This is a genomic window from Pseudomonas sp. SJZ103 (genome assembly GCF_007828335.1).
Lineage (GTDB): Bacteria > Pseudomonadota > Gammaproteobacteria > Pseudomonadales > Pseudomonadaceae > Aquipseudomonas.
The window spans coordinates 144,477-166,525 of the sequence record NZ_VIUN01000015.1; the positions used below are offsets into that span (position 1 = coordinate 144,477).

Consider the following 22,049-nt stretch of genomic DNA (forward strand, 5'->3'; position numbering starts at 1 on the left):
CTGGAGGTGCGTCGGAAGATGACTTGGCCAGACGATCCCCATCCACTCTGGCGCAGCAATACGATTATGGGCGGGGGCGTCCATCCCATTGCTTACATCACACCTCCAGCCCGTCCATGACTAACGGGATCGCGCTCCGGGTCAGAACTGGACAGCAGGTGGTTTCAACGAATTAACGATAGGCGTCTAGCGGTCGCCACGGCCTCAGCTCGACTATGGGCATTAAGCTTGGAGCTGATATTGCGCAGATGGGTCCTGACGGTGCTATCGGAAAGATTCAACTTGTCGGCCATCGTTGCATTTGAGCATCCATCGGCGGTCAATTGCAGCACGTGAAGCTCCTTGCGAGTCAACGGCTCCATCAAGGCATCCAAAGAGGTAGGTTGCTCAGATGGAAGAGACGATGAGCCAAAGGCACTGATCAACACTTGTAAATAACTCAACAAGCGTTGATCACTGGATTTCATCGGCATTTCTTCGAGCACAACCTTGTACCGGTGTACGATCCGGTACATCTGTTCGCCCTCCTCTGCTATAACCTGAATAATCCCTTCAGCAGCAATAGTCCGAATCAGCTCCGCAATGGCCTTGACCGCTTCCGCCGCGTCGCCGGTACGTTGAAGAGCCAGGCTTTTAAGGACCCGCAGCTTAATGACGCGAAGGTGTCTGCCTTCCCTCAATGCTTCAATGAGTTCATGATCCAGACGTGACAGGGCAGCGAAAGCATCGCCAAAATGGATATCCCAGCGTATGCGTGCGAGCGAGAGAGCGTTAATTTCGTTCGCCAGCAACCTTTGGTGGCTCAAACATCCACCTACCGGCGAATCTATGGCCCGATCCAGTTCCTCTTTTGACGCTTGAGCGTTCCCTTGCAGGAGCAATAGCCGACCACGTTCGAGTTTGGCGCTTGAGACAATCCTTGGCAGGTGGCGATAATGGCCGAGATACTCCAATTCAGTCAGCGATCCAAACGCGGTACTCACATCCCCCCTGCTGAACGCGATGCGCGCTCGAATCATATGTCCAAGGTACATGTGATCGGGTAGTCCGACATCGCAGGCAGAAGGCAAGTAGACGTTCACCAACTGCTCTGCTCCGTCAAAATCGTTCGATTCGTAGAGCGCACAGGCGTACAACAAGCCTGCCCAGGCGTTCCCGCTTGTCAGGTTAGAGGTCATTGTGCCAGTGGCACTTAATGCCATCCGAAAGCATGCGGTTGCTTGCTGGAGCCTACCCGCCATCAAGTTGAGCAGGCCTTCCTGAGACTCAGCATACATACGCGTAAACATGCTCTCGCCATCTATGCGCCTGGCGCTGTCGATCAATCGGCGCGCCTCGGCACTGTCTCCACTGACGGTGAACACATTTGCCATCGCGTTGCGCAGTACGCTGTCGGCAAATCGACTGCAACTCGGTAGTCTTGCAAGGCTTTCTCGTCCGACGGCGAGCGCCTCGCCATACCGATCTTCCATTGCCAGAAACAACGGCAGTTGCGCATTGACATGCGCCAAGACCATCGGATCGTCGCTGCCACCACACCCGGAGTGTGTCAGCATGGCGTGCGCCGCAACTGGGCCACTGGTAAACAGCACGGCCCACACAGCCGTCGCCTGCAGCACCGGATACGTTGATAAGGCGTCTTCCGGTATGGCGTTGAACCATCGCGCGAGCAGGCGCATACGCCCTTCCTCGAGAAAATTCTGCGCGTACTCATTCAACAGGCGTAATGCGTACCCGGCGTCATTACCTTTGATTGCGTGATCGATGGCTGATGCGAAACGACTATTTTGCTCATACCAGTGGGCCGCCTTTAGATGCAGTTGCTGAACATCGCCAGCGTGCTCCGCCCGCAGGCGCGTGCGTAGAAAAGAGGAGAATAGGCTGTGATACCTATAGGAGTGCTCTTTGTTAGCGATAGAACTCAGAAAGATATTCTGGCTTTCCAGCGTCTTGAGCAGACTTTCCGAATTCGAGCCGGGGACCAAGATGTCGCATAGGGAAGGTTCGAGATACCGCAATATGCTGGTTCTGAGTAGAAACTCGCGAACGGCGCTCGGCTGGTGCGCCAGCACATCATCCGCCAGAAAATCCGCTATGGCCTGGTCCGTAATCGAGAATCGCTCGACAAAATCACTGTTCACCCCCGAGCGTTCCATAGAGAGCGAGGCCAGCCAGAGTGCTGCAATCCATCCCTCGGTCTTGCCGTGTAACCGTTTTAGCGATTCTTTTGGCAGCGCCGTTTGCTGACGCAACTGAAAATACTCACCCGTTTCATCCAAATTGAAACGCAGCGCATTCGGGCCCAACTCCAACAGGCGGCCGCGAGCACGTAATCGTGCGACGCCAATATCGGGTTGAATACGAGACCCCACGATGATCTGCCCTCCCAAGGGCAGCGCTTCAATGAGTGACCGTACAATGGCAAGAACGGCTGGCGCATGAATGATCTCGAAATCATCCAGAAACACCGCAAACGGTGCGGGTCGGGAGGACAGAAACTCCGAAATATCCATCGAAGACAGACTGTTCGCCGAACGCGTAAGCCAGCCCGAAACGGATGCTTCCAAGCAGGCAACAAACCTTGAAACGTCGTTGTCCGCACGGTCCAGCGTCAGCCACGCCGTGTCGATATTTTGCAGTTGAAGATGCCTGTTTAGCTGGAGCATCACGGTCGTCTTACCGAACCCTGCAGGCGCGTGAACAAGGACCAGGCTAGGGTTGCGCGTAACGGTATAGCGATCGTGAAGAGCGCTACGCTGGACTTCAATTGTCGGTCCGGTGGGCGGCACTATTTTTGCCGTTGGCACCATGGATTTATGTGAAGGTTTCGTAAGGGAACCGGACATTTTCTACTCTCAGAAACTCTTGTTATTTCCGATGATTCTGCGCCCCAGGCTTCGAACAGAGCAAGGTTGAAAATCATATGGCGCTCCTGGCCAATGCTGGCGCCCCCCTCGGCATGGCTGAAAATCGTCGGAAATGACGATTCGCCCAGACTGCAATGTGACTTGAATGTCCTGAACCGACTACGAGGCACAGCTATGGACTTTCGTCTTTCTCCCGATCTTCAGGCACTGCAGTTGCGCGTTCGGCACTTCATCAGAGAACAGGTTTTACCGTTCGAGAAGGACCTGCGGCAAACAGCGCATGGTCCCAGTGAAGACTTACGTACGGAACTGGTTGCAAAGGCAAAGGCCGCGGGCCTTTTGACCCCACATGCAGATAAGGAGATGGGCGGCCTGGGGCTATCACACGTAGAAAAAGCCATTGTCTTCGAGGAAGCAGGCTATTCGACCCTCGGGCCGACGGCTTTAAACATCCATGCCCCCGACGAAGGCAACATCCACTTGATGTCCATCGTCGCCTCAACGGCGCAAAAAGAACAATGGCTCAAGCCTCTTGTGGAGGGGCGAACCCGATCCTGCTTTGCGATGACCGAACCCGCGCCAGGTGCAGGGGCCGATCCATCCATGTTGATGACGACGGCGAATCGCGATGGCGACGACTACCTCATTAACGGTACCAAGTGGTTCATAACAGGTGCCGAGGGCGCGGCCTTCGTCATCATCATGGCAAAGATGGAAGACGGGACCGCCACCATGTTTTTATCAGACATGAATAGGGCCGAAATCGAGCATGTCCGTACGATGGATGCACTCGATACCTGTTTTACCGGAGGACATGGTGTTCTTCGCTTCAACAACTTGCGCATCTCCAAAAACGATGTGTTAGGAGAAGTCGGTAAAGGATTTCGTTACGCGCAAATTCGACTCGCGCCAGCGCGTCTTACACATTGCATGCGGTGGCTTGGTCAGGCGCAACGCGCCCACGACACGGCCCTTGAGCATGCTCGACGACGCCGATCCTTTGGGCGAACACTGGGTGAGCATGAAGGTGTGAGTTTTATGCTCGCTGACAATGAAATGGACCTATTGACGTCGCGGCTACATATCTGGCGCACAGCATGGATGCTAGACCAGGGCGAACGTTGCAACTTCGAATCAAGCATCTCCAAAGTCGTCTGCTCCGAAGCGCAATGGCGCGTGGTTGATCGCAGCGTTCAGATTCTCGGCGGTCAGGGAGTCACCCATGAAACCATCGTCCCTCGTATTTTTGCCGACATGCGCGCCTTCCGTATTTATGACGGTCCCAGCGAGGTGCACCGCTTCAGCCTGGGTAAGAAAATCCTCGCCAGGTCGGACCAGCAAAATGATGGGAAGGATGGGGCTCGCTGATGAATAACAAATACCTGTACGAGCTATTCGATCTCAGCGGCAAGATTGCGCTCGTCACTGGCGCATCCAGTGGGTTGGGTCGGCATTTTGCTGCCGTACTGGCTCGCGCTGGAGCCGAAGTGATCATTACGGCGCGGCGAAGTGACAAGCTTCAGGAACTCATTGAGGAAATGGATCTATCCGATGATCAAATGCACGCAATCGGTGTTGACGTGACAAACGCCGCGTCCGTAGCAGCCTGCTTCGACCAGGCAACCCTCCTTGCGGGAGTGCCTGACATCATTATCAACAACGCCGGCCAGGCAATCACAAAGCCGCTATTGGAGCATTCGGAAGCTGACTGGGACACGGTGCTGGACACCAATTTAAAGGGTGCCTGGCTAGTCGCCTCCGAAGCCGCCAGACACATGGTGGCCGCAGGCAAACCAGGCAGCATCGTAAACATTGCCTCTATCCTCGGCGAGCGTGTTGCCGGCGGCGTAGCACCCTACGCCATTTCAAAAGCCGGCGTATTGCAGGCGACAAAAGCGATGGCGCTTGAATTGGCGCGACATAAAATCCGAGTTAATGCGCTGATGCCTGGTTATGTAGTTACCGATCTCAATCATGATTTCCTCACTAGTGAAGCTGGCGAGAAACTACGCAGGGGCATTCCTGGTCGTCGCTTTGGAAAACTATCCGATCTCGACGGACCTCTTCTTTTATTAGCGTCCGATGCGGGAGTCGCCATGTCCGGCAGTTGCCTGGCAGTGGATCATGCCCATCTTGTAAGCTCGTTGTGAGGCCTATCATGGATGTCACTCAACGCGAGGCGATAGAGCATTTTATAGTGCGAGCTGCCGAGGCTTCTTACGTATCAATCCTCGACGCTAAGCCACTTTCCGGTGGCGCAATCCAGGAAAATTGGTTAGTCACCCTTTTGATTCATGACGGATTCTGGGATGGGCGGCTGGAATGTGTGTTGCGTTGCGACTCCCCGACGGCTGGAGTGGCGATCAGTCATGGACGCGCTCAAGAGTTTCAATTGTTAAAGACGGTCTTTGTCGCCGGCGTCAAAGTGCCGGAGCCTTTATGGTTGTGCGAGGACCGTTCTGTCATCGGCCGCCCCTTTTTCCTGATGCGACGAATCGGCGGCACTGCGGCCGGCCACATCTTGGTTAAAAATCCAGGTTTTGCTCCTGATCGTATCCAGTTAGCCGACCAACTTGGGCGTGAGTTGGCCAAGATCCATTCTGTGACGCCCCCCCATGCCGAGCTCGACTTCCTTATTTCTTATGATGAGGCCCCTGCCATCCACCGAATTGTTCAGCATCGAGCATTTCTCGACGCGCACTACTGCGCATATCCCGCTCTTGAGTGGGCGCTGCGATGGCTGGAGCGCCATACTCCACCGCGCACTATCGTCACATTAACCCACGGCGACTATCGCACGGGAAATTACATGGTCGATGAGAGCGGACTGACAGGAATTCTCGATTGGGAGTTCGCGGGCTGGGGTGATCCGCTCGAGGATATTGGTTGGTTTTGTGCAAAATGCTGGCGCTTCGGCAAGGTAACCGCAGAGGCAGGTGGCATCGGAGCTCGAACCGACTTTTACCGCGGCTATGAGGCGGAATCGGGTCGTCGCCTTGACCATAAGGCGGTGCATTACTGGGAGGTAATGGCTCATGTGAACTGGGCGATTATCGCAATTCAGCAAGCGCAACGGCATTGCTCGGGCGAGGAACACTCACTGCTGCTTGCCCTGACAGGACATATAGTCCCGGAACTGGAGTGGGAGCTCCTCAACCTGACGGAGAATGACTGATGCGCCAGCAACCCGCCGGAGAAGATTTACTTATCTGCGCTCGCAACGTACTGCGCGATGAAATTCTGCCCGCACTGCCTGATGATCGCAAACATGCACTACGCATGGTACTGAACGCTATTTCGATCGCTCAGCGCCAACTGCACTACGGGAGCGCACCGGAACTCGAGGAACTCTTACATATACGAACCTTACTGGACGACCAGGCATGCTCCCTGAACGATGGTCTTCGTCAAGTTGCTCGAATCATCAGAAGCGGCGGCGGCGATCCCGGCCAACGGAACAGAGCAGCGCTGATAAGCCTTTTGCGATCTACCTCTCAACGGCGATTGAACGAAAGCAATCCAAATGTATTAGCTGCGCGACCTTCATGAGCAAACTCATTCTTATGCCCAATGAACTGGTTTCGACCAGGCCACGCCGACTCAGCTGTCATTCCGGATCAGACGATTTTCGTTGATACCTGGCGCATGGCGTTCTCGTCGGGTGCCATTCGATAGAGTCGATAATTGCATCGTATTCCGTGGATTGTCTTTGCCTTGATCGTCGGAAGCGACGATCTGAATGTGGCGTTCGTCCCCTAGGATAACGGATATGAATACATACCTTGATAGAACTCCCGTCATCGTTGGCGTCGGCGAAATTACCCAGCGAACCAAGGATCCAGCGCAAGCGAAGGAGCCATTGAAGCTGATGGAAGCAGCCCTTCGCGCTGCGGATAAGGATGCCGGCGCAAACGTACTAGGACTGCTCGATTCACTGGAAGTCATTCAGGAGTTTTCCTGGCCATACGTCGATGCACCAGGTCAGTTAGCTGAACTGTTGAGAATAAATCCCACTCATCGCCACTATGGCCCAGTGGGGGGCGAGACGCCTGTGAAGTTCATTCATGAGGCGGCCCTTCGGATATTGCGCGGCGATTGTGAGGTCGCCGCAGTGGTGGGGGCCGAGGCTCAATATGCGGTGACCGCCGCCACAAAAAACGGCTTTGATTTACCTTGGTCCCCCATCGATCCAGATGCCAGGTTGATACGCGGAACTAACTACCTCAACCCGGTCGCAGTGACGTTGGGAGTCGCATCGCCTGCACACGTATATCCCTTTTACGAGAATGCGGCGCTAGCGGCATGGGGGCAAACGCCCGCCGCCGCGGCGCAGGAATCGAGCGAACTGTGGGCGCGCAATTCTGTGGTCGCGCGGGACAATCCTTACGCCTGGAACCAACAGTCGTTTTCAGCCGAAGAAATCGTGACGCCGGCGATGGATAATCGATTAGTCGCTTGGCCCTATACCAAACGGATGGTCGCCAACCCTCAAGTCAATCAGGGTGCGGCCATTCTGTTGACGAGTTTGGGACGTGCTCGACAGCTCGGCATACCGTCGGACCGTCTGGTCCATATCTGGTGTGGCGCCGCAGCTCAAGAGCCTGCTGACTATCTGGATCGTGACCAATATACGCGAGCAGCTGCCCAGGATGCAGTTCTCAACGGAATTCTTGGGCTGGTTGGAGATGCGGGACGCTTCGGTGTACTCGAACTATATAGCTGCTTCCCCATTGTGCCGAAAATGGCACGTCGTATCTTGGCCTTGGCACCTGACTCAACAGTGACGTGTACAGGAGGCCTCAGTTTCTTCGGCGCCCCTTTGAACAACTACATGACCCATGCGACTGCCACCATGGTACGGAAACTAAGAGGTCAGCCGAAATCGTTGGGGCTTCTGTACGGACAAGGCGGTTATCTCACAAAACATCACGCAATTGTTCTGGGGTCCCTTGCCCCTCAACGCTGTCGCTTGACCGACGATTACAGTGTTCAGTCGATGGCGGATGCATCCCGGGGCCCTACTCCCCCCCTTGCCCTGGCGTTCACCGGTCGGGCTGCTATTGAAACGTTTACGGTTCTCTATGCGAGGGACGGTAGCGTCGTGCGCGGGGTAGTTATCGCGCGTACGCCAGAAGGCGCGCGCTTATTGGCTGGCGTGGAAGCCCGAGACGAACGCAGCATTTCAGCTCTAACCAATGCGCAGCGATCACCTATTGGATGCTTCGGCGACGTCACCTTAAACACTGATGGGTTGCAAATTTGGAGCGTCAGTTCATGAGTATTTTCGCAGAAGCTGCTTTCGCATCGGACTTAGTCACTCTGGAAGTACTCGAGGACCATATTGCCTTGGTTACTCTAAATCGGCCTCTCGCGCGTAACGCCATCAATGAAGAAATGGCAGTTGCCCTGGAAGCGATAGTTTCTCGGACAGAGGCGGATCAAGACGTTTGGGTCATTGTGCTAACGGGAACCGGAAGCGATGTTTTTTGCGCGGGGGCAGACCTCAAGGAAGTCGCGGCAGGCAGAGCGGCCGGGCTTTTCACGAGAAATGGCTTTGCAGGGTTCGTCGATGCAGAAAGAAGAAAGCCCTGGATTGCGGCAGTCAATGGCAAAGCATTGGCCGGTGGGTGCGAGATTGCACTCGCGTGTGATCTGGTGATTGCCGCGCAAAATGCGTCATTTGCGCTCCCTGAAGTCTCGCGTGGTGTGCTTGCCGCAGCGGGCGGCTTGTTTCGTTTGCCTCGGGCGCTTCCGCGCAACATTGCAATAGAAATGGCGCTCACCGGCGACAGTATTGATGCGACCCGAGGCGTCGAACTGGGGCTGGTAAACAGAATGGTTCCACACCCCGTGCTGGTGGAAGAAGCACTTAAGCTCGCAGCGCGAATTACCCGTAATGCACCAATTGCCGTGCGCGAGAGCTTGCACGTCATGCGGCAGGTACCGGACCTCGATACAGACGCATTACGTGAACTGACTCGGCGATGCCGAGACCGTGTGGCTGACAGTGAAGACTACCAAGAAGGTCCCCGCGCCTTTGTCGAAAAGCGACCTCCCCGGTGGACGGGCTGTTAACGATTACGTGTAGACGCCACGCCTGGTTGAGTCGGCAGGTCATATTCAGCGACGATGATAAGAGAGAAAAAATGAACGATGTCTTCGTGTACGACCATGTTCGGACCCCCCGCGGCAAAGGACGAGTGGACGGCGCACTCCATACGGTAACTCCCGTAAAGCTGGCGGCAACGGTGTTAAAGGCCCTCAAGGAACGCAACGGTATCATTCCGGAAGATATCGAAGATGTCGGTTTCGGCGTGGTCATGCCGGTGGGTGAGCAAGGCGCGGATATCACTCGCTCGGCATTGTTATCCGCAGGCTATGGCGATTCGGTATCCGGCTATCAAATCAATCGTTTCTGCACCTCCGGCCTGGACACAGTGAAATTTGGGTTCGGACTCATCGCATCAGGCCAAGCCGATGCAGTGATAGGTGGGGGGGTGGAGTCAATGTCCCGAGTGCCAATGGCGTCCGACGGGGGGGCTTCCTACACGGACCCACAGCTTGGACTGCAATTTCCGTACATACCCAACGGGGTGTGCGCAGACTTGATGGCCACCCTTGATGGCCTTACCCGCACGGACCTTGACGCATATTCGGTAGAGAGCCAGCGCCGGGCGGCAATCGCACGGGATAGCGGCTACTTTGACCAATCAACTGTCGCGGTGGCCGATAAATTTGGTCATGTGCTTCTGGAACGTGACGAAGCCCTGCGCCCCGCGACCACGCTGGAAGACTTAGCCAAACTCAAGCCTGCATTTTCCGGGATTGGTGAGGCAGGCTTCGACGATATCGTACTACGTCGGTACCCCCACCTTGAGTCGGTCAAACATATGCATACGGGCGGTTCCTCCAGTGGCGTCGTGGATGGTGCCTGCGCTGTACTTTTGGGCAGCAAACAATATGGCGAGCGGTGTGGCTTGCGTCCCCGGGCACGGATTGTGGCGACAGCCACATGTGCCTCCGAGCCACTGTTGAGTCTGGCGGGGCCGGTCCCGGCCATCGACAAGGTCCTTGCACGTGCAGGTTTGACCATCCAAGACATCGATCTTTTCGAGGTTAACGAGGCCTTCGCCGTTGTCCCCCTGCGAATCATGCGCCACTTTGGAATTTCACACGCAAGCATGAATGTGAATGGCGGCGCGATTGCATTGGGGCATCCACTCGGCGCAACGGGCTCCATCCTGTTTGGGACGGTATTGGACGAACTGGAACGACGTGGCCTGGGGCGCGCACTTGTGACCTTGTGTGCGGCGGCCGGCCAGGCCACAGCTGTAATCATCGAGCGTGTGTGAGACGTACTTATGACTAAGAATATCAATCTGGAAGTCGACAATGATGGCGTGGCTCTGATTACGCTCAATGTGACTGATCGCAGCATGAACATTTTTACGCCTCAATTGGCAGAGGACCTGCAAGCGGTCGTGGCCGAACTCAAGAGTCGATTGGAAGTCGTCGGCGCAGTGATCACGTCGGGAAAGAAAAATGGCTTTATGGCAGGTGCGGATCTGCTGGATTTCGTCACCGCGTACGATCGCGGTCTGACAACTCAACAGGCAATCGCTCTGGTTGCACCTGTTGCAAAGGCCCTGCGCGAGATGGAACGCTGTGGCAAGCCTATTGCTGTAGCCATCAATGGCTTGGCGCTTGGGGGAGGTCTGGAGCTATGCCTTGCATGCCACTATCGCGTTTTAGCTGATGATCCCAACGCCGTTGTCGGCCTGCCTGAAGTAACGGTCGGCTTGCTCCCCGGCGGCGGAGGTACGCAAAGACTTCCCCGCCTGATCGGTATCTCCAATGCTTTACCTTTGCTTATTTCTGGACGTCACATCAGTGGAGCAGAAGCGCTGAAACTCGGAGTTGTTGATCGCCTTCTTCCTGCGACGCAGATTGTCGAAGCAGCAAAGCGCTGGGTACTTGCGAACCCCAGCTGGCAGGCCCCATGGGACCGTAAAGGATTTGTAGTTCCTGGAGGAGCGGGAGCGATGGCACCAAATGCCATGGAAAATTTCAGCCTGGGCCTTGCTAAAGTCCGACGTGATACTCAGGACAACTATCCAGCCCCGACCGCTATCATGTCAGCGGTATACGAAGGGACACAGGTACCGATCGATAAAGGGCTGAGCATAGAGCAAGGGTATTTTGGTCAGCTTTTGGCAGGCCCCGTGGCGCGGAACTTGATGCGCACAATGTTCATTAATCGTAATGCGGCCCGAAAGCTGGCGCGACGACCACCTGCGATTGAGAAAATGCCCGTGCGCCGCCTTGGCGTTATTGGAGCGGGCATGATGGGGGCCGGAATTGCTCAGGTAGCTGCCGCTGCCGGCATTGACGTAGTTCTGATTGACATGTCGCAGGATGCCGCTGAGGCAGGTAAGGCAAAGGTTGCCGCAGGCTATGCGCGAGATGTCAAAGTTGCGCGCTCTACGCAAGAAGAGGCTAATTCACAGCTGAAGCGTATTCGTCCTACGGCCGATTATGGCGACCTGATCGGTTGCGACTTTGTGATTGAAGCGGTGTTCGAGGATCGAGGTATCAAAGCTGAGGCTTTCCAGCGTACGCAGAAAGCAGTCAAATCATTTCCTGCGCAGTTCGTCATAGCGTCAAACACCTCGACGCTGCCTGTCACTGGTCTAGCTGATTTATGGTGCAAACCTGAAGACTTCATTGGCTTGCATTTCTTTTCGCCAGTTGAGCGTATGTCCCTTGTGGAAATCATCCTGGGCAAACACACGTCGCAGCAAACACTCGCTCGTGCCATGGATCTTGTCGCCCAGTTACGCAAAATTCCGATTGTTGTATGTGACAGCCCTGGTTTCTATACCAGCCGAATTTTTTGTGCCTACATCGACGAAGGCATGTCCATGCTGGCCGAAGGCGTAAGCCCTGCCTTGATTGAAAACGCTGCTCGCCAAGCCGGCTTCGCGACGAGTCCTTTGGCTGTCACCGACGAAGTCTCGCTGGATCTGCAGAATAAAGTTATCAAACAGGCGCGCGCGGACGAACTACCCGAGCGATTTTTGCGAATACATGCCCAGCCTGTGGTGGACGCAATGGTTTCCATTGGGAGGCTCGGTCGTAAAACCGGGGGCGGATTCTACGATTTCATTCCTGGACAACCGAAGCAATTGTGGGGCGGATTATCAGCGTTGTTTAACGTGCTGGCGGCGCAGCCTGACGTCACCGAGGTTAAACATCGCCTTCTGTATATCCAGGCACTTGAGTCGGCACGCTGCATCGAAGAACAGGTCGTGTTGGAGGCCGCAGACGCCGATCTGGGTGCTGTTCTGGCCTTGGGTTTTCCCAGCTGGACGGGCGGGACACTGTCGTTGATTGAAACCGTTGGTGCAACGCGGTTTGTTTTCGAATGCGATCGGTTGGCGGACAAGTATGGGGAGCGGTTTCGCCCTTCGCCATGGCTACGAGAGCGCTCCCTCGAAGCATCTCCTTTCTATCGAGTGGCTAACGTATCCGAAGAGCAGCAATAAACTGCCGACCTCAAGCAGACCGTTGAATCTGAGAAGATAAAAATAATGACTCCCTATTCGTATCCCCTAATTATCAAGCAGTTGCTTGTGTCGCCAATCGCGCAACGCTCCAATCAAGAAATTGTATATCGCGATCAGGTCCGGTTCAGTTACCCCCAACTGCTGGAGCGCATTGCGCGACTAGGCAGTGCGCTATCGACATTGGGTGTAAAAATTGGCAGTACCGTAGCTGTACTGGATTGGGACAGCCATCGGTACCTTGAGTGCTATTTTGCCGTTCCTATGCTTGGGGCGACACTGATGAAATCCAACGTTCGACTCCCCCATGACCAAATTGCTTATACGCTCAACCATTCAGGAGCCGACACTTTATTGGTCCATGTGGATTTTGTACCGCTCCTTCAAGAAATTCGAGCGAGCCTTGCCCATGTGAAGCACATTATTTGTTTAAAGGATGATGGGCAAACGACTGATGGTTTTGATTGGGACGGTGAGTATGAGTCCTTGTTGGGTAAGGGCAATGCTCAACATGAGTTTCCAGACTTTGACGAAAATACTCGGGCAACGCTTTATTACACCAGCGGCACAACTGGCGTCCCGAAGGGCGTGTATTTTAGTCACCGCCAACTCGTGCTGCACTGCCTCACAGTACTGGCCAGCGTCTCGCAAGCGGGCGAAAACGGAAGACACTCCCGTAATGATGTGTACATGCCTCTGACCCCCATGTTCCATGCACATGCCTGGGGCTATCCTTACATAGCAACGCTCTGTGGTTGGAAACAGGTCTATCCAGGAAAATTCGACGCAGGCAATGCTGTACGGCAGGCCATGACTGAAGGAGTGACCTTCTCTCACTGCGTCCCGACCGTTCTGGATATGGTGCTCAACTCCCGCGAAGCGCAGGGCGTTGATTTCAACCACTGGAAAATACTTATTGGCGGGAGCGGAATGCCACGTGTTCTTGCTCAAAAAGCGCTGGATCGGAATATCGATGTCTATTGCGGCTATGGGATGTCCGAAAGCTGCCCACTGCTCACATTGGCCCAGGTAAAGACCGACACATTGGCTCAGGCTGAAAATCCGCGTGAGAAGGAACTCGACCTGCGTTTGACCCAAGGTATGCCGATACTCATGGCCCAAGTTCGTATTGTCGATCAGGATATGAACACAATACCCGCCGATGGGGTGGCCATCGGCGAAGTGGTGGTACGCACCCCGTACCTGACTGCGGGATATCATAACAATCCAGAGGCTTCTGCTGAGTTGTGGAGGGGAGGCTGGCTGCACACTGGAGATATCGGTCGATTCGACGCTCACGGCTATCTCCATCTCGTCGACCGTCAAAAGGATGTAATCAAGAGTGGAGGTGAATGGATTTCCTCAATCCAACTCGAAGACCTCATCAGCCAGCACCCAAGTGTGCGGGAAGTAGCGGTCATAGGAATAGAAGACCCGAAATGGGGCGAGCGCCCGGTCGCACTGATTGTACCGAACGAACTGGAAGGTATGACCATTGACAAATTGAAGGCTCACTTGCGTGTCTTCGTAGAACTAGGTGAACTTCCCTCATTTGCGGTGCCGGACTGTTACTTATTCGTTGATAACTTAGCAAAAACCAGCATTGGAAAGTTAGATAAAAAGCAATTGAGGGCTGACTTCAAAAATCAGGCGCAGTTACGTTCTACCTAGGGGTTGTCTGAAAAGTCAGCCCGCAAGCATTTCTCGATACAGACCAGTGTAACCATGGCTTTGAAGCTGCTCGCCAGTTTTTCGTATCGCGTACAAAGCCGACGTTTTTCTTTCAGCCAACTGAACAGCCGTTCGATCACGTTGCGCTTTTTATACTGTGGCCTGTCGAACAGTCGAGGCTTGCGATGCATCTTGCGCAAGGGAATGATCGGCTGCATGCCGTAGCGGTCACAGTACTGACGCAGTATCTGGCTGTCATAGCCCTTGTCCGCCAGTACACATCGGCAACGCTTACGCGGACGACCCTTGCTACCTGGCAGGCTGATCTGTTCCAGTAGCGGCATGAAATAGCGCGAGTCGGCTTCTTGACCGGGCGACAGCATAACAGCCAGCGGGAAGCCATGGCTGTCGCAAGCGACATGTATTTTGGTGGTCAATCCGCCTCGGCTACGGCCTAGGCAGTGGTGTTGCGGTTCTTGCGGCCCCCTTTTTTTCGAGCACCGCTGGCCGCTCGGGTAGCTCGAATCGATGTCGAATCGACCATCCAGGTATCCAGATCGATAAAGCCGTCTTCGCGCAAACGAAGGTGTAAATGGCGCAGAACCTGCTCAAAAGTGCCGTTGTCACGCCATTGTCGGAAACGCTAATAAACGGTCTTCCAAGACCCAAAGCACTCTGGAAGATCTCGCCATTTGGCACCAGAGCACAAAATCCAGAAGATTCCGTTAAGCATCTGGCGGTCATCGCACCTTGGCCGCCCCATGTGTTGAGGAGGAGAAACGATGGCTTCGATCGCCCAACGCTCAGATGAAATTTCATAGCGGCCTGTCATGACGGCCCTCTTGGCAATCAGAGGGCATCATTTTAGCCAAAGAGACTTTTCAGACAAATCCTAGCGGCGTAACGCCCCCCATCAACAGCAGTTCCAGTAATTTGCAAATGAATGCAACGCACTTTTTCGATCAGACACTCAGCATCCTGTCGTGAGCCAAAGGTGGTTCCAGAAACAAACAATCCGGTCCGCCGCAATCGGCCAATCATATCTTCACGAAAAGTTGAGTGATACCATATACCTGCCAATGCAAGCGGGTTAATGCTTGCAACATTAGGGAGCTAATGCGACCGATCAGCATGCTGCTGTAGTCCCCATGCACCTGCCAGCAGATCGAATTCAGTCCGAAAAGACCTGGATCACCCTTGGTGATTTTTCAGAGCGATTTTGCCAAGAGACAGACCGGTCAAACTCATAACTTGGGTTTCGATATAACAACGAATAGATTCCACGAAACCTAACTTGGAAAACACAAGCAATTAATGTACTGTCTGGCTTTTTAAAAACCAGACAACACAATCTACTTAAGCGTACTCAATAATACCGAGCTGCTTCGCCATAAACAACTCATTTCGCTCAACAATCTCCTCGACAATCATTCCATTTGCATTGAATCGAAAATAGGTTAGTGCCGTCCATGAAAGGTCTTTTCCTGTGACATCAAATCCGTGCCAAGTATTAGAGCCCTTTGCCTGATGCATTAACGCCACCACTACTACATCGCCAGCCACAACTTCTTTTTGGAAAGTCGTACATATAGACTCATATCGATCAGTTACATTCAGCTTCAAAGCTTCTTTAAAAAGCTTCACCCCCACGATAGGGGTAACACAGTCAGGTCGTTGAACAATGACATCATTCGCAAAAAACTCGCTGACACGATCCACATCTTTCCCATCAATGCAGAATTTAAAATAGCTTTTTACTAATTCTAGATTATTACTCAATTTAAATTCCTATCGAATTTCCTCCAGCTCAGAAAATCTTTGCTGCAAGGGATAGAAATAGATTAACGGTAGCAATTAAACTGGAAAAGCCTATAACTGGAAATGACATTTTCGCTCAATGGAACAATGCTTATGGATCGCTGGACCGAATATGAACTGTTTGTAAAGGTCACAGAGCTGGGTAGCTTGAACAAGGCAGCTGAGGCGCTGGGCCTATCCAATGCTGCTGCAAGCCGCCACCTAGCGGCGCTCGAAAACCGTCTCGGCGCGAGATTGATAGAGCGCAGTACCCGCCGATTATTTGTGACTGAGATTGGAAAGGACTTCTATAACAATTCCAAAGCCGCTCTGCTGGCCATGCAAGGCGCCACCGACGCCGTCTCCGCGACCAAAAGCCACCCAACGGGTGTATTGCGTGTTACCGCCTCTTTATCGCTGTGCTTACAGCATATATTGCCACTGCTGCCTAACTTCAATCAGCAGTACCCAGATGTTCGCTTGGACATTGTTGCTGAAAACCGTTATTACGACATCATTGACGATAACATTGATGTAGCGCTTCGGACACGTGAAAGTGAGCCGGACACCAGCCTGGTGATTCGGCGCTTGACTGAGACACGGCGCACGTTAGCCGCATCGCCTGATTATTTGCAACGTCGCGGCTGTCCCGAGCACCCGAAGGCATTAGTGAATCATCAACTTTTGCTTTACACCTACGCCACCGCCCCTTACGAAATGGTTTTCCGGCGCGAGGAGGAATCCATCACGATCACGACAAAAGCATCTCTTGAGTCCAACGATGGTCAGCTCTTGCGGGCAGCAGCACTGCAAGGGTTAGGGATACTTGCTCAGCCCACGTATGTTATACACAATGATATTGTTGCGGGTCGATTGGTTCCAGTTTTAGCCGACTGGAGCCTACCCAGACTAGCCATCAATCTTGTTTATACATCGCGGCAGCATTTGCCTGCGAAAACGCGCGCATTCATCGATTTTATCGTCAAAGAATTTAAGCACTTAGACTAACGCAAGGACTGTATGGCATGCGGCACCGAATGAAGACGGCTCAAATATCTAATCTGCTTTTATACAGGTCGAGGTAGGAACAGCAGTTATCTGCCGCCCACGCACAGATCCGTACATGCGGAACTACCGCATACGGCTCCTGCCTCGGGTATGTGACGCAAAGCTGTTGGCGCCGATGCGGTTTTGACCCAGGTTACTGATTTATCTGCCCCATGTGCAGCCTCTGGAATCCCAAGCAAGGTCATGATTGCTGAGTATTCGAATGGGTTAATGACTTCCGGCGGCTTGGGTCAAAATCGCATCAGCGCCAACATCGAGAGCACCAAGACGATGATCGATCGGGTTGAAGCGCAGTTCGACATCAAGCCGCAACGCCTCATCGACGATACCGAGTACGGTACAGCGCCGATGTAGGCCTGGATGGTGGAGGAAAAGGACATCGAACCTCACGTGCCGATGCGGGACAAAACCGAGGCCAAACAATCCAACGTAATATGGAGATCCACTAATAGCCATCCGAATCCAACTGGATCTCTGTCAGAAAACCGCCAGTCGCGATCGCTCGCACACCCGGTTCAAGTGGGGGAAACATTGGGGGCATATTTGAAATTTTTCTGCCTGAAAATACCGTCCTAGAGGCTAGTCAAAATGTTTTTTGGAAGCTCTGTCAACATGGAGCAGCTATGACTGACAGCTCTCGACCGATTCTGTTGAAAAAGTCGGTCTGCCCAAACTGCCTGATCATTTACCGGTGAAAATGCCTTTTTTGCACACTGCTACGTGAAATCCGAGTCCGGAAGCCTCTGCCAAAAGTAAAGATCTCAATCTCGGACGCGTACTTTTTTGATGCGCAAACCAGGGCCGACTTTTTCAACACAATCGGCCAGAAGCAGTCGTTCAATTCTCTACAAAATCAGGAGCGGTTCATTGAAAGTCAGATTACTGGTCGCCATTCTCGTGAGCCATCTGAACAAACCGATATAGCGGTGAGTCCTCTGGCGCATGTCGATACACAAGTGTGAGAGGAACCGTGTAGCTGGATTGAGTATCAAGATATCGATATTTCACACTTTCTCGATGCAACGATCTCAAGGTCTCAGGCACGATAGTGATCCCCTTGCCCGCTGCAACCAGCGTGACTGCGGAAAGCAATCTCGGTACATCGGCTACGATGTGCGGCGTGAACCCGGCCTCTAAAAAGGCAGCAAAAAGCACGTCCTGGATGCCTGGCCCACTAGCTCGCCGATAAAGAACAATGCCTTCTGCTCTCAAAGCTGTCAAAGCAATGGGACCGGATTCCTGCGCCAGATGATGTCCGATCGGCAACGCGACAACCATGGGCTCTTGACACAGTACAACCGATTTCAGCATGGGATATCGCAGAGTTGTTGATCTTACAAACACAGCATCCAGCGACTCCTCCAACATCGCGTCAAGTAAATCCCGCGTTGTATCTTCGTGAGTATCAAGCGCGACTGTTGGATATCTCGTGTGAAATGCCCGTATCAGCTGAGGAACTTTTGGGTGCAAGGATGCGGAGCTCGTATATCCAACGGCGATCCGTCCATACTCACCGCGAGCAGCCTGCTGTGCCCGCATGACCGCCCGATCTACGTTGGTCAGCAGCTCTCGAGCTTCCTTTAAGAACACATGGCCCGCTGCATTGAGACGAATGCTGCGAGGAGTGCGGTCGAACAGTTGCACCTCCATTTCGCGCTCCAAATCCCGAATTTGTGAGCTGAGTGGCGGCTGCTGAATATTGAGGCGCTGCGCTGCGCGAGTCATATGTTCTTCTTCGGCGACCACAACGAAGTAGCGCAAATGACGAAGCTCCATGGCGATAATACCTTTTATATATGCTTGTGATATTTTTGATATATTTTACATTGCACATGAGCGTCCATACCATCTTGTAGTCGCAATCATTTGCAGGGTCTGGTTATGGGCATCGACTTCCACTCCAGTAACAACAGGTATACCTACGCCGACCGAGACGCCGACAGCGGATGGGCAACGGCTATTAATTCCATGCTCGCCCCATCAGGTAAACGCGTGGCGGATATCGGATGCGGGGGCGGGATCTACTCCATCGCATGGAGCAAGCTGGGAGCTAGCCAGGTTACTGGCGTCGATTTTTCCGCCGAGATGGTCGCCGCCGCTCGGGAAAAATCAGCAGGGCAGCCTGGAGTTTCCTTCCAAGTGGGCGCCGCTGAGAACACGCACTTGGCGAATGAAAGCATGGATATTGTTTTCGAGCGCGCACTTATTCACCACCTCAAAGACTACGACGCTTGTTTTTCCGAAGCTTTTCGCGTGCTTACCCCTGGCGGGAAGCTGCTCATTCAGGATCGCACGCCTGATGACGCGCACGGTGCTGGGTCGCCAGTGCACATTCGCGGGTTTTTTTTTGAATGCTTTCCTCGACTACAGGAAATTGAAGCCAGCCGAAGGCCTACTGATGATCGAGTTGTAAGCGCCTTATTGAAGGTCGGGTTTGAAAACCCACAGGCTATCCAGCTCTGGGAAATCAGAAAGAACTACGATAATTTTGAAGACTTGGAATCTGACCTGCGCAACCGTACCGGCCGATCCATCTTGCACGAACTTGATGATGAAGAATTGACCCAATTGATTTCATTCATTGGTGCCCGTGTCGATACTGATAAACCGATCAAAGAAATGGACCGTTGGACATTATGGCTTGCTGAGAAACCTTAGGCTGGCTTACTAATTTAAATTAGTGAGTGACCGCTCTGGGTCGAAGGCTACTGCCCACTGGTTACTGTTTGGACGCATCCAGTTCATTGATGACGTCCAAACTTATCCAAACACCGCTCTTCCAATAGTTTGTTTAAAGTTTGGTGGGGCAGTGAAAGCTTCAATAGAAACGTCAGCCGAACTTAGTTTTTTGGCATCATATGCCTAAGGAACTGGCCGATCATCAGAAGCGCTCATTGAATATCGCGGGCAAGGTGAGCTCCTTAACGAAGCTGGCTGAAGATAGGCTCAAGGTCATGCGAACTACCTGTACGACGTCATGTACAGGAATCAAGTAGCCTTCACCACGTTGCTCGGCAAGCCCCCTCGGAGTGCTCATTGGGTCTTCGGTATTTAGATCGTCTATGTTCAAACAGGTCACGCCCAGGCGTTGCTGTCTGTAACCTTCGCGCAATGCATCGGCGATACCACGCAACGCAAACTTCGAGGCTCCAAAAGTGACTTCTGGTCTACCACTTTGCGGCAAGCCAGAAGTTGAACCAGTTAATATGATCCTTGGATTAGCGCTTCTGAGCAGAACTGGGAGCAGCCGCTTTATCAGCATAATGGTCGAAGTGATATTGCAACTGACAATAGCTTCCACTTGGTCGTCGTTATCTGCCAGGAAGTTATATGCGGGATTAAAGGCAAACTCTTCCCATATTCCTAAGTTGTAGATCAGCGTATCAAGCCCATCATCCACCACGGCCTGCTCGATTATTTGAGCAGCCTTTACGGGTTCACCAAGGTCTGCTTCTACCCAACGCACGACGACACCGGCGTTATGTGCAAGGTTTGTGGGGCGGGTGCGAGAGACACCTATCAAGGTGTCCCCATGCTCGCCCAATCCGTCAATTAGAGCTCTGCCCAACCCCTTGCTTGCCCCGACTACCAAAGTTCTCATTATTGCCTCCTTGACCTACGCGGCCACCGCATGGCGTGTATGTAAGCACACGATTAATCGCCTAGAAACAAAGGTACTCTTTTCTGATACTCGTAGGAAAATGCTGGTGATCCTCTCGGTAGGGCGGAAGCGGACGCAGAGCGAGCGTCTGCTAATGGCCGATTGTGTTGAAAAAGTCGGTCTGCCCAAACTGCCTGATCATTTACCGGTGAAAATGCCTTTTTTGCACGCTGCTACGTGAAATCCAAGTCCGGAAGCCTCTGCCAAAAGTAAAGATCTCAATCTCGGACGCGTACTTTTTTGATGCGCAAAGAACCAGGGCCGACTTTTTCAACACAATCGGCCGTCTGCTGCCTGTCGAAACGGCAGTTTTTGGCGAATGCTGACCCTCACTCTAAACCGTTTCATGCACTTAAATCACGGGTGGCTAAGGACATCCGCCTCCCCCGCTGCTACGCTTTCGGCTCCTTCATTGGAGTCGAAACAATGCCCACTGAATATTCACTGCCTGATGTCCTTGAGCGTCTGTACCAAAACCAGCTCGCCTTAGAGGCGGCGGTGATGGAGTTGACGTTGAGGATTGAGCGCAAGGGGACGACGGACACAGGCGACAATATCCGCGGCGCGCTACAAACGATTGGAGAGAACGCCGGACACATCAAACAAGGCTTGGCAAAACTGAAGGCCCGAGGCCCACACTAATTAAGCTGTCCACGACGTCCCACATGCGACAGCCTTGCTTGGACTTTGTGCGCATACAGTCCGGGCCATCTGTTCGGCGCAAAGGATGACCCCACACCTTACAGTTCGTAAGATACAAATCCCAAACTCCCTGCTTTTATGTAAAATGGCATAATATGCCAACGATCAAAACAATATGTTTGCCCAGAGTTGGAGCTAATGATGGCGACGCGAAACGTTGTGCTCACCCCTCACCAAGAACAGGTCATCCAGGACCTGGTCCAGTCCGGCCGTTATCAAAATGCCAGCGAAGTGATGCGAGAAGGTTTGCGTTTACTGGAGCAGCGCGTCGCCGAAGACACTGCCAAAATTGAGGCGCTGCGTCTGGCGACCTCGATAGGCATCACGGATCTTGAACACGGGCGCTTTACTCAATTGAACGAAGGGCATCTGGAGCTTTACCTAGAGGGCTTGAGCCTGGAGGCCACCGCTCTCGCGAGCGAGAAACACTGAGCATGCCGCAGTATCGGATTTCAAACGTGGCGCGCGCCGACATTGTCGACATCCTCATGCTCTCCCAAACGCGGTTCGGCGATCAAGCACGCCAGCGCTACCAGACGCTGATACTCACGGCGCTGCAAGCTCTTGCCAGCACGCCTTATTGCATTGGCAGCCACGACCGCGATGAGCTCGCACCGGGCCTTCGAAGCTATCACCTCACCTATTCACGCCAGCAGGCCAAACATCTCCATGGAGCGGTCAAAAGCCCACGCCATATCGTCTTCTATCGTATGGTAAACG

The 22,049-nt window shown here is 53.3% G+C and carries 18 protein-coding genes and 3 pseudogenes; 15 read left to right on the forward strand and 6 right to left on the reverse strand.

The genetic code is table 11. The annotated features are described in order from the left end of the window. Positions 1 to 164: 164 nt before the first annotated feature. Positions 165 to 2,846 (reverse strand): LuxR C-terminal-related transcriptional regulator, encoded by a 2,682-nt coding sequence (locus tag FBY10_RS26130; protein ID WP_145338207.1) that lies wholly within the window; start codon positions 2,844 to 2,846, stop codon positions 165 to 167. A gap of 195 nt (positions 2,847 to 3,041) precedes the next feature. Between FBY10_RS26130 and FBY10_RS26135 the strand changes: the two genes are divergently transcribed. The 9 genes from FBY10_RS26135 (at position 3,042) to FBY10_RS26175 (ending at position 14,101) form a co-directional block, all read left to right on the forward strand. Then, complete coding sequence (locus FBY10_RS26135; RefSeq protein ID WP_145338206.1) at positions 3,042 to 4,235, forward strand: acyl-CoA dehydrogenase family protein; 1,194 nt, start codon at positions 3,042 to 3,044, stop codon at positions 4,233 to 4,235. Continuing rightward, the gene (locus FBY10_RS26140) at positions 4,235 to 5,017 is read left to right on the forward strand and encodes an SDR family NAD(P)-dependent oxidoreductase (protein WP_145338205.1); all 783 of its coding nucleotides are present in this window, start codon (positions 4,235 to 4,237) and stop codon (positions 5,015 to 5,017) included. Before FBY10_RS26135 ends, FBY10_RS26140 begins: the two co-directional genes overlap by 1 nt. 8 nt (positions 5,018 to 5,025) lie before the next feature. Continuing rightward, positions 5,026 to 6,042 (forward strand): phosphotransferase family protein, encoded by a 1,017-nt coding sequence (locus FBY10_RS26145; protein WP_145338204.1) that lies wholly within the window; start codon positions 5,026 to 5,028, stop codon positions 6,040 to 6,042. Beyond that, positions 6,042 to 6,416: a DUF6285 domain-containing protein gene (locus tag FBY10_RS26150; RefSeq protein ID WP_145338203.1), complete on the forward strand. Its 375-nt coding sequence runs from the start codon at positions 6,042 to 6,044 to the stop codon at positions 6,414 to 6,416. The genes FBY10_RS26145 and FBY10_RS26150 overlap by 1 nt, the downstream gene beginning before the upstream one ends. Before the next feature lie 220 nt (positions 6,417 to 6,636). Then, the gene (locus FBY10_RS26155) at positions 6,637 to 8,145 is read left to right on the forward strand and encodes an acetyl-CoA acetyltransferase (protein ID WP_145338202.1); all 1,509 of its coding nucleotides are present in this window, start codon (positions 6,637 to 6,639) and stop codon (positions 8,143 to 8,145) included. After that, entirely contained in the window at positions 8,142 to 8,942 is an 801-nt protein-coding gene (locus FBY10_RS26160) for an enoyl-CoA hydratase-related protein (RefSeq protein WP_145338201.1), read from the forward strand. The genes FBY10_RS26155 and FBY10_RS26160 overlap by 4 nt, the downstream gene beginning before the upstream one ends. Positions 8,943 to 9,013: 71 nt before the next feature. Continuing rightward, the gene (locus FBY10_RS26165; protein ID WP_145338200.1) at positions 9,014 to 10,219 is read left to right on the forward strand and encodes an acetyl-CoA C-acetyltransferase; all 1,206 of its coding nucleotides are present in this window, start codon (positions 9,014 to 9,016) and stop codon (positions 10,217 to 10,219) included. Between the two features lie 9 nt (positions 10,220 to 10,228). After that, the gene (locus FBY10_RS26170) at positions 10,229 to 12,412 is read left to right on the forward strand and encodes a 3-hydroxyacyl-CoA dehydrogenase NAD-binding domain-containing protein (protein ID WP_145338199.1); all 2,184 of its coding nucleotides are present in this window, start codon (positions 10,229 to 10,231) and stop codon (positions 12,410 to 12,412) included. A gap of 45 nt (positions 12,413 to 12,457) precedes the next feature. Then, a complete protein-coding gene (locus tag FBY10_RS26175) occupies positions 12,458 to 14,101 on the forward strand; it encodes a fatty acid--CoA ligase (RefSeq protein ID WP_145338198.1) in 1,644 nt (547 codons plus the stop codon). Here FBY10_RS26175 and FBY10_RS26180 read toward each other — a convergent pair. From FBY10_RS26180 to FBY10_RS26190, 3 genes and pseudogenes are all read right to left on the reverse strand, one after another. Then, a pseudogene (locus FBY10_RS26180) lies at positions 14,098 to 14,933 on the reverse strand (IS5 family transposase). The gene FBY10_RS26175 and the pseudogene FBY10_RS26180 overlap by 4 nt on opposite strands. Before the next feature lie 62 nt (positions 14,934 to 14,995). Continuing rightward, positions 14,996 to 15,385, reverse strand: a pseudogene (locus FBY10_RS26185) (oxygenase MpaB family protein); the annotation flags it as partial. Positions 15,386 to 15,457: 72 nt separating this feature from the next. Then, on the reverse strand, positions 15,458 to 15,880 hold the full coding sequence (locus FBY10_RS26190; protein WP_145338197.1) for an ester cyclase: 423 nt from the start codon (positions 15,878 to 15,880) through the stop codon (positions 15,458 to 15,460). A 132-nt stretch (positions 15,881 to 16,012) separates the two neighbouring features. On the opposite strand from FBY10_RS26190, the gene FBY10_RS26195 reads away from it, so the two are divergent. Then, positions 16,013 to 16,906 carry a LysR family transcriptional regulator gene (locus tag FBY10_RS26195; protein WP_145338196.1) on the forward strand — a complete coding sequence of 298 codons (894 nt, stop codon included), beginning with the start codon at positions 16,013 to 16,015 and terminating at the stop codon, positions 16,904 to 16,906. A 303-nt stretch (positions 16,907 to 17,209) separates the two neighbouring features. Continuing rightward, positions 17,210 to 17,398, forward strand: a pseudogene (locus FBY10_RS26200) (IS5/IS1182 family transposase); the annotation flags it as partial. Positions 17,399 to 17,845: 447 nt separating this feature from the next. On the opposite strand, the gene FBY10_RS26205 reads toward FBY10_RS26200, so the two are convergent. Then, the gene (locus tag FBY10_RS26205; protein ID WP_145338195.1) at positions 17,846 to 18,742 is read right to left on the reverse strand and encodes a LysR family transcriptional regulator; all 897 of its coding nucleotides are present in this window, start codon (positions 18,740 to 18,742) and stop codon (positions 17,846 to 17,848) included. A 105-nt stretch (positions 18,743 to 18,847) separates the two neighbouring features. On the opposite strand from FBY10_RS26205, the gene FBY10_RS26210 reads away from it, so the two are divergent. After that, entirely contained in the window at positions 18,848 to 19,624 is a 777-nt protein-coding gene (locus tag FBY10_RS26210; protein WP_145338194.1) for a class I SAM-dependent methyltransferase, read from the forward strand. 223 nt (positions 19,625 to 19,847) lie between these two features. Here the strand turns inward: FBY10_RS26210 and FBY10_RS26215 are convergent, their stop codons facing one another. Then, positions 19,848 to 20,567 (reverse strand): SDR family oxidoreductase, encoded by a 720-nt coding sequence (locus FBY10_RS26215; protein ID WP_145338193.1) that lies wholly within the window; start codon positions 20,565 to 20,567, stop codon positions 19,848 to 19,850. A 486-nt stretch (positions 20,568 to 21,053) separates the two neighbouring features. Here FBY10_RS26215 and FBY10_RS26220 point away from each other — a divergent pair, with 486 nt between their 5' ends. The 3 genes from FBY10_RS26220 to FBY10_RS26230 form a co-directional block, all read left to right on the forward strand. Then, on the forward strand, positions 21,054 to 21,269 hold the full coding sequence (locus FBY10_RS26220; protein ID WP_145338192.1) for a hypothetical protein: 216 nt from the start codon (positions 21,054 to 21,056) through the stop codon (positions 21,267 to 21,269). A 201-nt stretch (positions 21,270 to 21,470) separates the two neighbouring features. Further along, positions 21,471 to 21,761, forward strand: coding sequence for a type II toxin-antitoxin system ParD family antitoxin (locus FBY10_RS26225; RefSeq protein ID WP_145338191.1), 291 nt, complete (start codon positions 21,471 to 21,473; stop codon positions 21,759 to 21,761). Between the two features lie 2 nt (positions 21,762 to 21,763). Beyond that, positions 21,764 to 22,049 (forward strand): type II toxin-antitoxin system RelE/ParE family toxin (locus FBY10_RS26230; RefSeq protein ID WP_145338190.1); only part of this gene is annotated, 286 nt, incomplete at its 3' end.

Coding starts and splice junctions, on each gene's coding strand:
- FBY10_RS26130 (WP_145338207.1), bottom strand. CDS start 2,846: ATGTCCGGTTCCCTTACGAAACCTTCACATAAATCCATGGTGCCAACG.
- FBY10_RS26135 (WP_145338206.1), top strand. CDS start 3,042: ATGGACTTTCGTCTTTCTCCCGATCTTCAGGCACTGCAGTTGCGCGTT.
- FBY10_RS26140 (WP_145338205.1), top strand. CDS start 4,235: ATGAATAACAAATACCTGTACGAGCTATTCGATCTCAGCGGCAAGATT.
- FBY10_RS26145 (WP_145338204.1), top strand. CDS start 5,026: ATGGATGTCACTCAACGCGAGGCGATAGAGCATTTTATAGTGCGAGCT.
- FBY10_RS26150 (WP_145338203.1), top strand. CDS start 6,042: ATGCGCCAGCAACCCGCCGGAGAAGATTTACTTATCTGCGCTCGCAAC.
- FBY10_RS26155 (WP_145338202.1), top strand. CDS start 6,637: ATGAATACATACCTTGATAGAACTCCCGTCATCGTTGGCGTCGGCGAA.
- FBY10_RS26160 (WP_145338201.1), top strand. CDS start 8,142: ATGAGTATTTTCGCAGAAGCTGCTTTCGCATCGGACTTAGTCACTCTG.
- FBY10_RS26165 (WP_145338200.1), top strand. CDS start 9,014: ATGAACGATGTCTTCGTGTACGACCATGTTCGGACCCCCCGCGGCAAA.
- FBY10_RS26170 (WP_145338199.1), top strand. CDS start 10,229: ATGACTAAGAATATCAATCTGGAAGTCGACAATGATGGCGTGGCTCTG.
- FBY10_RS26175 (WP_145338198.1), top strand. CDS start 12,458: ATGACTCCCTATTCGTATCCCCTAATTATCAAGCAGTTGCTTGTGTCG.
- FBY10_RS26195 (WP_145338196.1), top strand. CDS start 16,013: ATGGATCGCTGGACCGAATATGAACTGTTTGTAAAGGTCACAGAGCTG.
- FBY10_RS26205 (WP_145338195.1), bottom strand. CDS start 18,742: ATGGAGCTTCGTCATTTGCGCTACTTCGTTGTGGTCGCCGAAGAAGAA.
- FBY10_RS26210 (WP_145338194.1), top strand. CDS start 18,848: ATGGGCATCGACTTCCACTCCAGTAACAACAGGTATACCTACGCCGAC.
- FBY10_RS26215 (WP_145338193.1), bottom strand. CDS start 20,567: ATGAGAACTTTGGTAGTCGGGGCAAGCAAGGGGTTGGGCAGAGCTCTA.
- FBY10_RS26220 (WP_145338192.1), top strand. CDS start 21,054: ATGCCCACTGAATATTCACTGCCTGATGTCCTTGAGCGTCTGTACCAA.
- FBY10_RS26225 (WP_145338191.1), top strand. CDS start 21,471: ATGGCGACGCGAAACGTTGTGCTCACCCCTCACCAAGAACAGGTCATC.